Origin of the sequence: Aeromonas sp. 600886 (assembly GCF_049174935.1) — a bacterium.
In the GTDB taxonomy this organism is placed as follows: domain Bacteria; phylum Pseudomonadota; class Gammaproteobacteria; order Enterobacterales; family Aeromonadaceae; genus Aeromonas; species Aeromonas veronii_A.
This window is the reverse complement of the sequence record NZ_JAAKUB010000014.1, coordinates 1-16040: the sequence shown is the minus strand read 5'-3', so window position 1 is coordinate 16040 and position 16040 is coordinate 1. Positions and strand designations below refer to the sequence as shown.

At 59.9% G+C, this 16040-nt stretch carries 15 protein-coding genes; 13 read left to right on the top strand and 2 right to left on the bottom strand.

The genetic code is table 11. From position 1 onward, the window contains the following. The first annotated feature begins 23 nt into the window (after positions 1–23). On the top strand, positions 24–899 hold the full coding sequence (locus tag G5179_RS12165; protein WP_421204683.1) for a 6-pyruvoyl trahydropterin synthase family protein: 876 nt from the start codon (positions 24–26) through the stop codon (positions 897–899). A gap of 71 nt (positions 900–970) precedes the next feature. On the opposite strand, the gene G5179_RS12160 is transcribed toward G5179_RS12165, so the two are convergent. Then, positions 971–2983 carry a methyl-accepting chemotaxis protein gene (locus tag G5179_RS12160; RefSeq protein WP_421204682.1) on the bottom strand — a complete coding sequence of 671 codons (2013 nt, stop codon included), beginning with the start codon at positions 2981–2983 and terminating at the stop codon, positions 971–973. 249 nt (positions 2984–3232) lie between these two features. Between G5179_RS12160 and hinT the strand changes: the two genes are divergently transcribed. The 12 genes from hinT to tyrA all read left to right on the top strand — a co-directional run bounded on the left by hinT (position 3233) and on the right by tyrA (position 15641). Beyond that, a complete protein-coding gene (gene hinT, locus G5179_RS12155; RefSeq protein WP_167558071.1) occupies positions 3233–3583 on the top strand; it encodes a purine nucleoside phosphoramidase in 351 nt (116 codons plus the stop codon). Next, a complete protein-coding gene (locus G5179_RS12150; RefSeq protein WP_421258452.1) occupies positions 3583–5019 on the top strand; it encodes a COG3014 family protein in 1437 nt (478 codons plus the stop codon). Before hinT ends, G5179_RS12150 begins: the two co-directional genes overlap by 1 nt. Before the next feature lie 83 nt (positions 5020–5102). Further along, positions 5103–5501: a YcfL family protein gene (locus G5179_RS12145; RefSeq protein WP_157161027.1), complete on the top strand. Its 399-nt coding sequence runs from the start codon at positions 5103–5105 to the stop codon at positions 5499–5501. After that, complete coding sequence (lpoB, locus tag G5179_RS12140) at positions 5501–6097, top strand: penicillin-binding protein activator LpoB (RefSeq protein ID WP_005334041.1); 597 nt, start codon at positions 5501–5503, stop codon at positions 6095–6097. The genes G5179_RS12145 and lpoB overlap by 1 nt, the downstream gene beginning before the upstream one ends. Next, positions 6087–6932, top strand: a complete 846-nt coding sequence (locus tag G5179_RS12135; RefSeq protein WP_421221497.1) for a phosphotransferase — start codon at positions 6087–6089, stop codon at positions 6930–6932. The genes lpoB and G5179_RS12135 overlap by 11 nt, the downstream gene beginning before the upstream one ends. 3 nt (positions 6933–6935) lie before the next feature. Beyond that, on the top strand, positions 6936–7793 hold the full coding sequence (locus G5179_RS12130) for a DUF6279 family lipoprotein (RefSeq protein WP_005353080.1): 858 nt from the start codon (positions 6936–6938) through the stop codon (positions 7791–7793). A 95-nt stretch (positions 7794–7888) separates the two neighbouring features. Next, a complete protein-coding gene (locus G5179_RS12125) occupies positions 7889–8323 on the top strand; it encodes a hypothetical protein (RefSeq protein WP_005334044.1) in 435 nt (144 codons plus the stop codon). A 158-nt stretch (positions 8324–8481) separates the two neighbouring features. Beyond that, positions 8482–10284 (top strand): protein translocase subunit SecD, encoded by a 1803-nt coding sequence (gene secD, locus G5179_RS12120; protein WP_421258451.1) that lies wholly within the window; start codon positions 8482–8484, stop codon positions 10282–10284. A gap of 150 nt (positions 10285–10434) precedes the next feature. Next, positions 10435–11352: a protein translocase subunit SecF gene (gene secF / locus G5179_RS12115; RefSeq protein WP_257690224.1), complete on the top strand. Its 918-nt coding sequence runs from the start codon at positions 10435–10437 to the stop codon at positions 11350–11352. 289 nt (positions 11353–11641) lie between these two features. After that, positions 11642–12958: a glucose-1-phosphate adenylyltransferase gene (gene glgC, locus G5179_RS12110; protein WP_421258450.1), complete on the top strand. Its 1317-nt coding sequence runs from the start codon at positions 11642–11644 to the stop codon at positions 12956–12958. Positions 12959–13304: 346 nt separating this feature from the next. Then, entirely contained in the window at positions 13305–14378 is a 1074-nt protein-coding gene (locus G5179_RS12105; protein WP_005344622.1) for a 3-deoxy-7-phosphoheptulonate synthase, read from the top strand. Positions 14379–14513: 135 nt separating this feature from the next. Continuing rightward, a complete protein-coding gene (tyrA, locus tag G5179_RS12100) occupies positions 14514–15641 on the top strand; it encodes a bifunctional chorismate mutase/prephenate dehydrogenase (protein WP_421258449.1) in 1128 nt (375 codons plus the stop codon). Positions 15642–15774: 133 nt separating this feature from the next. Here the strand turns inward: tyrA and G5179_RS12095 are convergent. Further along, positions 15775–16040, bottom strand: a 266-nt coding sequence (locus G5179_RS12095) for a hypothetical protein (protein WP_421258448.1), incomplete at its 5' end; no start/stop codon positions are given.

The window sequence follows — 16040 nt, the reverse complement described above, 5'->3', positions numbered from 1 at the left end:
TTCTCTGTAGCAAGGCCTGACTGATGAAGTTATTTGTAAGAGATTTGACCGTGATCGACTCCAGCTACCTCTGCGAACGCCGCGGCATGGTGGGCGAGAGCTGGCTGGTAGATATCGAAATGAGCGGTGAGCTCAACGAAATGAGCATGCTGCTGGACTTTGGCCGGGTAAAGAAGCTGATCAAGTCGATCATCGATGAAGAGGTGGACCACAAGCTGCTGGTGCCGACCGAGTGCCCGCTGATCCACGTCGAGACACTGGATGGTGACGAAAGCACAGTGGATCTGCTGCGCCCGGGTCGCTCCATCCATCTGCGCTGCCCATCCCAGGGCTTTGCCTTTATCCCTGCCCCGCAAGTTGATAAAGAGTCGGTGACCCGCTACCTGCTGGCGGTGCTGGCCAAACGGCTGCCGGGCAACATCAAGGATCTGTCGCTGACCCTGCGTCAGGAGGCGATCACCGGTGCCTTCTACCACTACAGCCACGGCCTGAAAAAGCACGATGGCAACTGCCAGCGCATCGCCCACGGCCACCGCTCTCCCATCGAGATCCACATCGATGGCGAGCGCGACCAGGAGCTTGAGCTCAACTGGGCCGAGCGCTGGGGCGATATCTACCTCGGCACCGAAGAGGACAAGGTGGCGCTGACCGAGCTCGCTTTGAGCCCTCGCGCCAATGCCCAGCTTGGCGAGCATCACACCGGCTTCAAATATATGGCGCCGCAAGGGCTGTTCCAGCTGGCCATCCCCACCGCCGAGGTAGAGATGATCGACACCGACACCACAGTCGAGCTGCTGGCCTGCTACATCGCCCGCGAAGTGAAGAAGATGGTGGGCGACAAGTTCGTCAAGATTGTCGCCTATGAAGGGGTCGGCAAGGGCGCCATTGCCTACGCCTGATCCCCTTGTCACGGCCGCAATAAAGAGAAGGCCCCGCATCTGCGGGGCCTTGTTGTTTCAACTCTCGACCATCAGGCGCTCAGGCGGAAGCGCTTGACCAGGCTCTCCTGCTGCTCGGCAAGGGAGTCCAGCTGCTGGCTGGTCTCGGCTACCCGCTCAATCCCCTGATAGTTGAGATCCGAGATATCGGAGATGCGGTTGAGGTTGGTGGCGATATCGGCGCTGGTGGCCTGCTGCTGCTCGGCGGCGGAGGCGATCTGGCTCGACATGTCGCTGATCAGCACCACAATCCCCTGCACTTCCTCCATGGCGTTGTTGGCGTGAGAGCTCTGATCCACGCAACTGTCCATCTCGCGAGAGCACTCCTGCATCACGGTCACCGCCTTGGCTACCCCCTGCTGCAGGTTCTCGATCATGGTCTGGATTTCGCTGGTGGACTGGGCGGTGCGGCCCGCCAGACTGCGCACCTCATCCGCCACCACCGCAAATCCGCGCCCCTGCTCGCCGGCCCGCGCCGCTTCGATGGCGGCGTTGAGGGCCAGCAGATTGGTCTGCTCGGCGATGCCGCGAATGACATCGAGGATATTGCCGATCTGGCTGCTCATGGCGCTCACATCACCAATCACCTTGCCGGTCTGTTGCAGTTTGCCCGCCAGTTGATGAGTGGTGGTGATATTGCCTGCCATCACCTTGCGTCCCATCTCGGAGGCCTTCTCCACATCCTGCACCCGCTCCAGTGTCTGGTTGGCAGCCTGCGCCACCTCCCGCACCGAGGCCTCCATCTGGGTCATTGCGGCGGCGACCGAGGCGGTCTCCTGCCGCTGTTTCTCCAGATCCGCCCGCACCGATTCGGTGGTGCGACGGTTGCCGTGGGCGGCATCGTTAAGCTGGGCCGATGCTTGTGAAAGCTGCGCCAGTACCTCCCCCATCTGGGCGATCAGCAGGTTGATCTGGCTGCCCAGCTGACCAAATTCATTCTTGCTCTGAAAACCGATGCGCTGAGTCATGTCACCCTGGGTTACTTCGGTCAGCACCAGCAGCAACTCCCTGAGCGGACGGCGAATGGCCTTGCCCAGGGTATAAGCCACCAGCATGGCAATCAGGATGGCGACTACGATGCTGGCTCCCTGAGTCAGGGTGCTCTGGCTCTGTGCGGCTTTGGCATGCTGAATGCTCTGGTTCATCAGTTGCTGGCTCTGAGAGGTGACCCGCTCAAGCCGATCCTGAATTGCCACGATGAGCGCACTCGCCTGCTTGCTCTTCTCCCGCATCTGCTCCTGCTGTTGCATCAGCGTCAGATACTGGGCGAGTACACCTTCATTACCGGTCGTATCGCGCACGAAACCGTGGACGTAGTGACCCATGTTGTTGTCGAAATCCTTGAGCTCACCCTGCAGATCCTTGATGGTGCTGTTGAACCCCTCCATCTGCATCCTGTTGCGCTTGAGCGCGGCTTCAATGGGGGCCGGAATGCTCTGATTGAGGGCATCCATGGTGGAGAGTTCGATAGCGGAGAGCTTGGTGGTCAGGGTCTCGGAGAGCATCTTGATGAAGCTGTCGTCTATGGTGATCATCATGTCCCCCAGACTCTTTTTGAACTGGGGCAAGCTGACCTGAAACTGCCCCTTGGCCAGATTGACCTTGTGCAATCGGGTGAGCAGCGCCTCGTGTTCGCCCGGCAGGGTATCGGTCAGTTGCAGGTAGCTGTCGACCTGCTGGCTCAGAGTGCCCATCTCCCCTTGCAGTTCGGGGTGGTGGGCGACCTGCTGGCGCAAGGCATCGAGGCTCTTGCCCACCGCGGCCTTGGCCTGTTTCAGTTCGGCCACTTCGGCAGGCAGCTGTTTGGGGTCCTGCTCGGTGAGCACATCCCCCAGCCACTTGTTGGCACTGAGCAGGGTGATCTGGGTCTGGCTGCTGGCAATCACCAGCGGCATAGACTGCCGGGTCACCTGTTCCAGCGCTCCCCCCAGAGTATTCTGACTACGAAATGTGAGTAGTGAACTGGCCACCATCACGGCCACCAGGATCGCGAAGCCAAGGTAGACTCGCTGCAAGATGGAGAGATCCGACATTGTTTGTTTCATTATTGTCCCGCTGTATATGCAAAAGTCCCTTGCCTGAGTACCCCGTCCTTTTGATACCCTGCAGACCCCTGAACAGGCGCTGCAGATGACGTCCCTCTGGCTATCGGTATTCTTAACAATAACTGAAGGGAATGGGACATCAGCTGTGTCAAATCTCGGCTTGTGTCACACTTGACGCGCTGCTCGCCTTCTTTCGGGAGCCGCTTGGGATGCAAGTTCAATTTTCTTTTTCATATAAGGGAGTTAGCCATGGCGCAAGAAACCATTTTCAGCAAAATCATCCGTAAAGAGATCCCTGCCGACATCCTTTATCAAGACGATCTGGTCACCGCATTCCGGGATATCCAGCCCAAGGCCAAGACCCATATCCTGATCATCCCGAATGTGCTGATCCCCACCGTCAATGACGTGGAAGCCGAACATGAACTGGCCCTTGGCCGGATGTTCACCGTGGCCCGCAAGCTGGCAAGCGATGCGGGCATCGCCGAAGATGGCTACCGCCTCATTATGAACTGCAACCGCCACGGCGGGCAGGAGGTCTACCACATCCACATGCATCTGGTCGGCGGCGAGCCGTTGGGACCGCTGCTCAGCCTGTAATGAATCGCAACGCCTCAACCTGCCGCAGCGCCCTGTTGCTCTGCGGCGCCCTGCTGTTGCTGGGGGGCTGCGCCTCCCGCTGGCAAGACATGTTCGTCTCCTACTCCGATCAGATGGTGCCGCTGCGCAACCAGCTGCTGCTGGGCCATGCCGCCGAAGCGCTGCCCGAGGTGCGCGACTCCACCCTCGGCGATGACACCTTTATCCTCGATCGCCTTGAAGAGGGGCGCATCGCCTGGCTGGCGGGTCAGGATGCGGGCAGCAAGCAGGCGTTCACCGCCGCCGACAGCCGCCTTCAGTGGGAAGACAATCAGGCCGAATACCGGCTGAGCCACGGTCTGGATCAGGTGGGCAGTCTGCTCACTAACGATCAGTCGATGGCCTATCGTACTCCCGATTACGAACGCACCATGCTGCATCACTATCTGGCACTCAACTATCTGCAACGGGGTGATGCCAATGGCGCCCTGGTGGAGGTGCGTCGGGCCAATCAGGTGCAGGAACAGGCCCTGAAACGGCGAGCCGATGAGGTGCGCAAGGCGAAGGATGAGAGCGAAGAGGTCGAAGCAGAAGGCGAGATGCGCCAGCTGATGTCGCGCGGCGCACCGGATCTCGACCGGTTGATCGGCAAGGTCAAAAACGGTTTTCAGAACGCCTACACCTTCTATTTTTCCGCCGTGCTCTATGAGGCGGCCGGGGATCTCAACGATGCCTGGGTCGACTATCAGCGCGGCTACCAGATAGCGCCGGACAACCGCAGCCTGCAAGATGCCTTGCTGCGTCTGGCGCGGCTGCGTGGCTCACCGGACGAGATCCGCGAGACCGAGAAAAAGATAGGCCGCAAAGCGCCGCCGCTTGCAAAAGATCAAGGCCAGCTGGTGGTGCTGTTTGAAGATGGTTTGATCCCGGCACGGCGCGAACTGTTCCTGCCGCTCCCCATCTCCACCTCCCGCGGCGATTTTCGCACCTTTACCGTCGCCATCCCCTATTACGATAATCGGGCCAGCGACACCGGCCCGCTGACGGTGGAAGTCGGCAAGCGGGCCTGGCAGACCAGCGAGCTGGTCAGGCTGGAAGCGCTGGCCGCCAAAGATCTGCAAGAGCGGCTGCCCGGCATGCTGACCCGCCAGGCGCTGCGACTGGTGGCCAAGGAGCAGATGCGCCGCACCGCCGCCAAAGAGGGAGGGGATGTGGGCAATATTCTAGTGGGGATCTTCAACACCCTCTCCGAGCGGGCCGATACCCGCAGCTGGCTGACGCTGCCAGCTCAGGCATCGAGCTGGCAGGGAATGGTGCCAGCAAGTGACATCAACCTCACCCTGAGCGCGGGGGCGGCGCAGCGGCAATTGCCGCTCACCATCCACAAGGGACGCACCACCCTGGTCTGGGTACAGCGCCTCGGCGCCGGCCTGACCACCCGGGTGATGCCGCTCTGAGCAAGCGGCAAAGAGAGATGAGCAAGACGATTAACCGGGCAGGCACACTCGCGGCCCCACTCACCCTGATTAAGGAGAGCAAGATGAAAGCATACGGGTTGGCCCTCGGGCTCGCGCTGCTGCTGACCGGCTGCGCCACCAACACCTCAGGCGTGGCGCTCTATGGGGCTCCGGGCGCGGCAGCGGTGGCGGAGCAGCATCAAAACGTCAACGTCACCCTGACCGAGCTGAGCCGCCGCCAGCAAAATGGCCTGCTGCAGGTCAATGTGGCCGCCGCCAGCACCCAGCGCGGCGATAACAAGCTGCAATATATCTTCTATTGGTATGATGAGGCCGGTCAGGAGGTCGCCAGCGATGGCCGCGGCTGGACCCCCATCAAGCTGCATGGCTATCAGACCCGCACCCTCTCGGCCCTGGCGCCCAGCCCGGCGGCGCAGGGTTACCGGATTTACGTACGCGAAGTGATTGAGGAATCCTACTGATGAAAATGAATCATGCCCTGCTGATATTGACCTCTGCATTGCTCTTGGGCGGCTGCTCCAGCACCACCGTCAGCTATGGCGATCCCACTGAAACCGAAACCGTCACCGTCGATTACGGCTCAAGCGACCTGCAGGCCATCGCCGACAAGATGGCGGACTCCATGCTCGCCTCCCCTGCCACCAGCGAGATCACCGCAGGCGGTCGTCCAGTGATGTTTATGGACTCCATCCGCAACAAGACCTCCGAGCACATCGATACCGAAGCCATCACCGACACCATCCGCACCAAGTTGCTGCGGGCTGGCAAGTTCCGCTTCGTCGATATGAGCAAGGTGGCCGCCGTCAAGCAGCAGCTCGAATACCAGCAGAGCAGCGGCATGGTAGACCCGGCCTCCATGGTACGCCTGGGTAAGCAGACCGGTGCCCGCTACATGGTCTATGGCAACCTCGCCAGCATCGTCAAGGACAATGGCAAAGTGAAGGATGTCTACTACCAGATGACCATGAACCTGATGGATCTGCAAAACGGCGAACTGCTGTGGGCTGACCAGAAAGAGATCCGCAAGCAGGCGAAGAAGTCCACCTTTGGCTGGTAACCTGCTCCCGGTGACGGACAACTGTGATCCGCTGCTGACCAGCCTGCCCGCCCCTTGGCGGGAGGGGCAGCTAGAACCACTCGGGTTAGGTCTGACCAACTGCAACTATCGACTGCGCCTCCCCTCGGGGCGCAGTTACTTTTTGCGTCAGGGCCACTCCGACCCGGTGCGCCTTGGCATCGACCGTCCCACCGAGTGGCAGCTTTATCAGGGGGCGATGGCCGAAGGGTTGGCGCTGCCCTGCCACTATGGCGATCCCGCCAGCGGTCTGATGCTGCTCGAATGGTGCGATGAGCCAAACTGGGTACACGCGGCGCCACCAGAAGCCGATCAGCCCCGCCTGCTGGCGGAGGTGCTGCGCAAGCTCCATCGCTTGCCGCTACCTGCGGTGGTGATGGCGGTGCGAGCCCACGCGGCGGGCTATCGCGCCCGACTGGCCCGCATTCCCTCCTGGCTGCCCGCCCTGGAGCGGGGCTTGCTCGCCAGCAGTGAGCCAAATGATTGCTGGCGCCCTTGCCACCATGATCTCAATCCGGCTAACTTGTTGGGAAGCAAACCCTGGGTCATCGACTGGGAGTATGGCGCGGCAGGTCACCCCGGCTTTGAGCTCGCCAGCATCCAGCGCACCCATGAGTGGCCCGCCGAGCGGCGCGACGAGCTTGAAGCGCACTATCTGCAGGCCCTGCCGCGCCACCAGTGGCCTGATTTTCAGAGCGAGGCATTTTTACCCTGGGTCGACTATATCGGCCTGCTCTGGGCCCTGCTGATGGCAGAGCAACAGCCCTCACTCGACTATGACACCCTGATCGCCATCAACCGGCAACGACTGGAGTAACAGATGATAAACAAGGTGCGCTGGCACAAGCCGAAAACCTGGGGTCTGCTGCTGATCGGCCTGCTGCTGACCGGCTGCTCCACTCGGGTGATCTACTACTGGCTCGATACCGCCATCATCTGGCAACTGGATGACTACTTTGCCCTCTCCTACTCCCAAAAGGATCTGCTCAGCCGCGAAGTGAAGGGGCTTATGGCCTGGCATCGCCAGCACGAGCTGCCGCGCTACGCCAAGGATCTCGACGCGCTGGCCAAGGCGGTGGCCAGCCCCATGACGCCGGAGCAGATCTCGACCAATCTCGATGCGGTGCAGCAGAGCCTGACCCGCACGCTGGAAAATACTATCCCCCGCGCGGTCAGGCTGGCGCGCACCCTGACCGACGAGCAGGTGGCCCGCTTTATGACCGATCGGGTCAAACGGCAACAGGAGCGGCAAAAGGACTTTGCCACTGAGCCCAAAGAGCAGATGCTGGCAGAGTTTCGCGACAAGATGAACAAGCGGCTCGAGTTCTGGATTGGCGAGGTGAAACCGGCACAGGCGCCACTGGTGGCCCAGTGGGCCGAATGGCAATACGAGCTGATGCCCCCCTGGCTCGAGTTTCAGGAGTCCTGGACCCAGGAGCTGGACAGGCTGATGAAGCAGCGCCAGAGTCCCGACTTTACCCGCGAGCTGACTGACCTGCTGGCCGAGGGGGATGGGCTGATGGATGGCCGCTTTACCGGCTATACCGAGCAGTCGCGCCAGCGTACCGTCAACTGGCTGAGCGCCATGAGCCAGTCGCTGGATATTTCCCAGCGGGCCCATCTCTACTCCCTGCTCAAGGGTTATGCCCGCGACTTCAAGCAGATGAGCGGCAGCTGACGAGCAGCTTCGAATGGTGCCATTCACCCGGGACAACCTTGTTCAAACCGGGCGCGTGTGGTAGTTTGCCCTTCCTATTTATCGGGAATTAACTTTTGCGCCTTATCGACAAAGTAAAACTGGTGCTGGTAACTCTGGTTATCGCCCTCACCCTGCTTTGTTCCATCGCCCGAATGGAAGGTCCGCTGCTACCCGCATCTCCCCAGAGTGAACAGCAGCAGACTCAGGTGTTCAATCAGCTTAGCGACAGCGACGATGGCATCATCAAGTTTGTCGGCAGCCATCAGAATCACCTGCTGCGTCTCGAACAATCCCTGCGCAGTGACAACCAGCCCAAGAGTGTGGTCTACGAGCTGATCCAGAGCTGGTCGGCCCAAGCCATCCTGCTGTTGCTGCTCGGCTGGCTGATGCTGGCACCCGAGCTCTATCACAAACAGAGTTTTCGCGATCGCTTCGGTGCGATCCATCGGCGCCATCTACAGCGCCAACATCTGCAATACCGCTTCACCCAGAGCTATCTGAGCGCCTGACCCCGGAGGGGCTGGCACATCCACTGTTTGCTCATCTCCTCTTCCTGACGGATCCGGCTACTGCCTGATCCGCATCTGATACATCCCATTTTTTGCGCCTTGCCGAGCCTTGTTGCTATCGGCCTAGGCACCATTCTCCTGACAGAGGCTTGCTTGCCATGAGAAAGAGCAATCGCACCGTTCTCAACCGCATGAGCAAGTGGCAGTACGCACTGCTGCTGTTGATGCTGTTGACCTTTACCTTTTACTCCCTGCCCACCTTTTTCGGTGAGCAGCCCTCCCTCGGCCTGCACGGACAGCAGCGCCTGACCACCCAGCAACAGATGCTGCTGAGCGACAAGCACCTGACCCCGGTCAAAGTGATCGAGCAACCTGAGCGAGTCGAGCTGGTCTTTGCCAGCCAAGGCGAACAGCAGCGCGCCAAGCAGTTGCTGGAGCTGCAAGGGGTCGACAGTGCCGCCCTGACCCTGGAGTTTCACTCCAACGCGCCGGCCTGGATCACTCGCCTCGGCGCCGATCCCATCAAGCTGGGACTGGACCTGCGTGGCGGCTCCCAGCTGCTGATCGGGGTGGACGTGGACTTTGTCATCGACAATCAGACAAAGAATCTGGTGGACACCCTGCGCACCCGTTTCCGTGAAGCCAACCTGCGCGGCGCCAACGTCACGCGCACGGCACAGGGCGCCGTAGCCGTCACCCTGCCGGAGGTGGCCGAACAGGATAGCTGGCTCTCTATCATCAAAGAGAGTGCCGGTACCCGTCAGGATCAGTGGAAGCTGACCCGCTCCGGCAATGACCTGAAACTGGTGCTGAGCGAGGCGGAGCGCACCCTGCTGGTCAACAACGCCGTGACCCAGAACCTGTCGATCCTGAAAAAACGGATCAACGAACTCGGCATCGTCGAGGCCTCGGTGGTGCGTCAGGGTCAGGATGGCATCCGTATCGAACTGCCCGGAGTACACAACCCCAAACAGGCGAAAGAGGTGATCGGCGCCACCGCCTCGCTGGCCTTCTACGAGGCCAAAGCCGACAGCCACTTCTATATCGCCGATCGCAACGGTCAGGCCGTCGGCATGGCACGCAAGCCGGTGCTGACCGGCGAGCACATCGTCGATGCCCGCGCCAACATGGGCGAAATGGGTCAACCCCAGGTCAATATCGTGCTCGACACCCTGGGTGGCAGCAAGATGAACCAGTTCAGCCGCCAGCATGTGGGCAAGCCGATGGCGACCGTCTTCACCGAGTACAAGACCAACGCCCAGGGCAAACTGCGCGCCCAGAGCGAGGTGATCAACGTCGCCACCATCCAGACCGCCCTTGGCAACCAGTTCCGCATTACCGGCATTGGCAGTCTGCCGGAAGCGCAAGAGCTGGCCATGCTGCTGCGTGCCGGCGCCCTCACCGCCCCGCTCAAGATCCTGGAAGAACGCAGTATTGGCCCGACGCTGGGGATGCAGAATATCGAGGCGGGCTTCACCGCACTGGCCTTCGGTATGGCGGGCATGATGCTGTTTATGATGGCCTGGTACCGCAAATTCGGCTGGGTTGCCATCACGGCGCTGGTCGCCAACCTGTTGATGCAGGTCGGCATGCTGGCAGTGCTGCCGGGCGCCGTGCTGACCCTGCCGGGGATCGCCGGTCTGGTGCTGACGGTGGGCATGGCGGTAGATACCCATGTGCTGATCTTCGAGCGGATCAGGGACCGTCTGCGAGAGGGTGGCTCACTGGCCAACGCCATCGACTTTGGCTATCGCTCGGCCTTCCACACCATTTTCGATGCCAACATCACTACGCTCATCTGCGCCGTGGTGCTCTACTCCATCGGCTCCGGGCCGCTGCAGGGCTTCTCCATCACCCTCATTCTGGGTCTGCTCTCCAGCATGATCACCGGGATCTGGGGGACGCGCGCCATCATCAACCCCCTGTGGGGACGCAGCAGCGAGCGCACGCTGAAGGTGTAACGGGACAGCTGTCCCTCTGATGAGCGGCTTTGGTTGCGCCATCGGCCATGGATATGGCCGGAGCGGCCAAAGCAGAACACTATTTCCCGGCGTGTCGCGACACGTCGTGATGGGCCAACAGCCTGATGCTGGCTGGCCAAGGAGAGAATTATGTTGAGAATGATCGTTGCCATGGGGCTGACCCGTTGGCGTTATATCGGCCTGTGGGCTTCCATCCTGCTGACCGTGGCCAGCGTCGCCATCTTGCTGGTGAACGGCCTGACACTGGGGCTCGATTTTACCGGCGGGATCCTGCTGGAGTTTCATATCCAGACCCTGAAAGAGGCCCATGAGCTCAATGCCATGCTGGTCTCCCCGCTGGCGGGAGCCGTTGAGCTGAGCTCGGCCGGTATTCCCGGCGAGTGGCTGATCAAGTTGCCTCCCCACGAACTGCCCTGGCCCGCGGCAGATCTCGCCACCATGCTGACCCAGCAGTTGGGGATGCCGGTCGAGTTGCTGCGCACCACCATCGTCGGTCCTCAGGTGGGTGCCGAGCTGTTCCAGCAGGGGATGCTGGCCGTGCTGGTCGCTTCGCTGGCGATGTCGGCCTATCTGGCGTTTCGCTTCGAGTGGCGTCAGGCCATCGGCATCCTGCTCTCGGTGGTCCATGACGCTATCGTAGCGCTGGGGCTGCTGTCACTCTTTCAGATCGAATTCGATCTGAACATCATCGCCGGTCTGATGGCGGTGATCGGCTACTCCCTCAACGACAGCATCGTTATCTCGGACAGGTTGCGGGATCTGCTGAGCTCGCGAACCCAGATGGGCATCCACGAATGCTCCGATGTGGCCATCAGGGCAACCTTCAGTCGCACCATGATCACCTCGGGCACCACCCTGTTTACCGTGGGCGCGCTGCTGCTGTTTGGCGGTGACGCTCTCTACGGCTTCTCCTTCACCCTGTTTGCCGGGATCCTGGTAGGCACCGTCTCCTCTATTACCGTTGCCTCGACCGTGCAGGAGCTGCTGGGCCTCACCCCGCAGGCCTATCAGAAAAAGAGCGAGGAGCCAGTGGCCAACGCAGCCTGACCCTTGCTAACCAGAGTCGGCTAATCGAGCCTCTACCAACTATGCCCTTGCCAACCATTGGCAGGGGCTTTTTCTACCCTCTCCCGCCAATCCCCGTCGCTCCTGTTACTGGCCAAGTCGCCTCAATTGACAACTGACCATATTGAAAGCAATGACGGATCAATCCGTCATTTTTAATAACAAAAAGGTCATTTTATTACGTCAAAAACCCTGAAATGTGACTGAAAGCACTTTCTTGAGGGTTCAAAGGAGGCAACATTGTAGTGATTTATCTACAAAGGGATATGAGATGTTGTTACAACCTGCCAATACAGCAAAAGCCAGACAGTTGCTGAACGAGACCATGGCTCTGGTACTCGCAGGAGGGCGGGGTAGTCGCCTCAAACAGTTAACCGACAACCGTGCCAAGCCTGCCGTCCATTTCGGCGGCAAATTCCGCATTATCGATTTCGTGCTCTCCAACTGCATCAACTCCGGCATTCGTCGGGTCGGTGTCGTGACCCAGTACAAATCCCACAGCCTGTTGCGCCATCTCCAGTCCGGCTGGTCTTTCCTGCGCTACCAGATGAACGAATTTATCGATCTGCTCCCTGCCCAGCAGCGAGTGGATGAGGTGAACTGGTATCGGGGGACCGCCGATGCGGTCTACCAGAATCTGGATATCATCCGCGATCACGCCCCCAAATATGTGGTAGTACTGGCAGGCGATCACATCTACAAGATGGATTACGCCGCCATGCTGCTCGACCACGTCAATATGGGTGCCAAGGTGACCGTAGCCTGCATAGAGGTGCCACGCAGTGAAGCAAGCGCCTTCGGGGTAATGGCTGTGGATGATGATCGCAAGATCAACGCCTTCGTCGAAAAGCCCGCCAACCCGCCTGCCATGCCGGGCAAGGCCGACACCGCGCTGGCCTCCATGGGCGTCTATATCTTTGATGCCGAATATCTCTACCAACTGCTGGAAGAGGACATTGCCAACGCACAGTCCCATCACGATTTCGGCATGGACGTGATCCCCCGCGTGGTGAAAGAGGGTACTGCATTCGCTCACCCGTTTGGCATGTCCTGTGTCGGTTGCTGTCCGGATCGCCGTCCCTACTGGCGCGACGTGGGCACCGTGGACTCCTTCTGGGAAGCCAACATGGATCTCGCCTCCGTCACGCCGGAGCTGGATATCTACGATCAGGAGTGGCCCATCTGGACCAGCCAGAACATGACCCCTCCCGCCAAGTTCGTGCAGGACAGAAACGGTCAGCACGGCATGACCATCAACTCGATGTTTTCGGGCGGCACCATCGTCAGCGGCTCCTTCATCCTGAGCTCGGTGCTCTTCACCAATGTACGGGTCGACTCCTTCTGCACTCTGGATCAAGCCGTGATCTTCCCGGGTGTGGAGATCGGTGCCGGCTGCCGGCTGCGTCGGGTAGTGATCGACAAGGGGTGCAAGCTGCCGGAAGGCACGGTGATCGGTGAGAACGCCGATGAAGATGCCCGCCGCTTCCACCGATCCGAACAGGGGATCGTACTGGTCACCAAGCCCATGCTGGATGCACTGGCAAAAACGGCGCGCAAGCAGGCTGTAGAGCAGGCCGTACCGGCATAACTCTCCGACCAGCACTGTTATCGCGACAAAAAACGGGAGCCCTTGCAGGCTCCCGTTTTTTATAGCCACTTGCCCCCCGCCATTCGACCTCCCCTTTTTAGGCTGTAAATATATAATTACAGCAGTAGCTTTTCATGGACAAATTTGGCAGTTAATCCAAACCTTTGGCGATGAGCAGTACTTTCATATTGCCAAAAGGCTATTAAATTCCATATTCACACTTGAAAGTTGGCATTTACTTGGTATTGTGATGGCCATTCGTAACGAAAGTGGTACTTTCGTAAACTTAAAATTACATCTGGTAGTATCAAAACCAGTATGCTGACTCTGACGAGGCGAAGAGGCTATGCAACGAGATCCCCTGAACAATATACATATCCAGTCCGAACAAGTGATGATCACGCCTGCCCAGCTCAAGGAGAAGTTACCCATCTCCGACAAGGCGCTGGCATTCGTGCAAGGGGCCCGCAATACCATCGCCGATATCATTCACCGCCGCGATCACCGGCTGCTGGTGATCTGTGGTCCCTGCTCCATCCACGACATGGACGCCGCCAAAGAGTACGCAACCAGACTCAAAGCGCTGCATGATGCCTATCAGGACTCTCTCTACATTGTCATGCGGGTCTACTTTGAGAAGCCGCGCACCACGGTCGGCTGGAAAGGCTTTATCAACGACCCCAATCTGGATGGCACCTTCGATGTGGAGCTGGGGCTGCACCGTGCCCGCGAGCTGCTCTGCTGGCTGGCGGAGCTGGAGTTGCCGCTGGCCACAGAAGCGCTCGACCCCATCAGCCCGCAATACCTGGCCGAGCTCTTCTCTTGGTCAGCCATCGGCGCCCGCACCACCGAATCCCAGACCCACAGGGAGATGGCGTCCGGCCTCTCCATGCCGGTCGGCTTCAAGAACGGCACCGACGGCAACTTGGGGACTGCCATTAATGCGTTGCAGGCGGCCTCCTCCCCTCACGCCTTTATGGGGATCAACCAGCAGGGCCAGGTTGCGCTGCTGCAGACCCAGGGCAACCCGGATGGCCACGTGATCCTGCGCGGCGGCAAACATCCCAACTACGACTCGGTCAACGTGTCGCTGGCGGAAGAGGCGCTGGAGAAAGCGGGCCTGCTGCCGAGCCTGGTGGTGGATTGCAGCCACGGCAACTCCAGCAAGGATCACCGTTTGCAGCCCAAGGTGGCCGACAACGTCATCCACCAGATCCAGGAGGGCAACCGCTCCATCATCGGGGTGATGCTCGAATCCAACCTGTTCGAGGGAAACCAGTCCAGCGAGCAGCCCAAGCAGCAGATGCGCTACGGGGTCTCCATCACTGATGCCTGCATCGACTGGGACACCACCGCCACCCTGCTGGCCCGCTGCCACAACCAGCTGGCTGACCCCCTCAAGGGCAGAACTGCACGGTAAGCCGTGGTATCTTGTCGTAACCTATTGAACAATCTGGGTATCACCGCTGGTGGCATCAAACCGCTCATGCCGTGATACCTTGTTGCATCTTGAATTTCAGGGCGCCGCCGCTCGCGGCGCCAGCAGGGACTGGATATGGCTGAAGAGTTGAATGTACTCAGGGACAAGATAGATGCGGTGGACAAGCAGCTGATCGATCTGCTGGCCGCCCGTCTGGCCCTGGTGGGAGAAGTGGGTGAGGTAAAGAGCCGCCACGGCCTGCCCATCTATGCACCGGATCGGGAAGCGAGCATGCTGGCCCGCCGCCGCGCCGAGGCCGAGCAGTTAGGGGTGCCCGGCGATCTCATCGAAGATGTGCTGCGCCGGGTGATGCGTGAATCTTATGCCAGCGAGAAAGATACTGGCTTCAAGTGTATGAAGCCGGACCTTGGCAAGGTGGTCATCATCGGCGGTCAGGGCCAGCTTGGCCGGCTGTTCGGTCATATGTTCAGCCTCTCCGGCTACCGGGTCGAGACGCTGGAACAAGCAGACTGGCCGCGCGCTGACGAGATCCTGCAGGGCGCAGGACTGGTGATGGTGGCAGTGCCCATCGACATCACCTGCCAGATCATTGATCGGCTCGGCAACCTGCCCGCAGATTGCCTGCTGGTTGATGTCACCAGCGTGAAAGCGGCGCCGCTCGAGCACATGCTGGCTGTGCACCAAGGGCCGGTACTGGGACTGCACCCCATGTTCGGGCCGGATGTGGCGAGCCTTGCCAAGCAGGTGATCGTCTGCTGTCAGGGGCGCGACGGCGCCGCCAGCCAGTGGCTGCTGGATCAGATGACTATCTGGGGCGCCCGCTTGCAACAGGTAGAAGCCAAGGCCCACGATGAGGCGATGACCCTCATTCAGGCACTGCGTCACTTCGCCACCTTTGCCTATGGCTGGCACCTCGCGCGCGAGCAGGCCAATCTGGATCGCCTGCTGGCGCTAAGCTCCCCCATCTACCGGCTGGAGCTCGCCATGGTGGGGAGGCTGTTCGCTCAGGATCCCCACCTCTATGCCGACATCATTTTGTCGTCACCGCAGAATCTGGCGATGATCCGTCGCTACTACCAAAACTTCGGCGAAGCGCTGGAGCTGCTGGAGCGGGGGGACAGGGACGGTTTCATCGAGGCCTTCTCTCAAGTCTCCGGTTTCTTCGGCGAACACGCCGACCAGTTCCTGCGTGAAAGCCGCATGTTGCTCGCCCAGGCCAACGACCGCCGCCAACACGGCTGATCCTGCAAAAGCAGGAACGCTCATATCACCAAAAAGGGAAGATACTCAGGCATCTTCCCTTTTGTTTGTTACTAATTTCAACGCTAACTCAGTCGAGAGCGGCGACACACCAAGCACCTACCGCTGATTGGCCTCACAATCCCCTCCCCCTGTGCAGCATCACATCCACCATGTATGCCCCCTCAATATCCGCACAATCCGCGCAAATAGCACCGCCCCTTGCAAGGGCAGCCAGATTCTCACGGTCAAACCAAGCTGCTGCGAGCAACGACTGTATGACGTAAAGGAGAGCAGTGCCCTCCCCATCAAAGAGATAAGCAGGAAGCAGGAAGCAGGAAGCAGGAAGCAGGAAGCAGGAAGCAGGAAGCAGGAAGCAGGAAGCAGGAAGCAGGAAGCAGG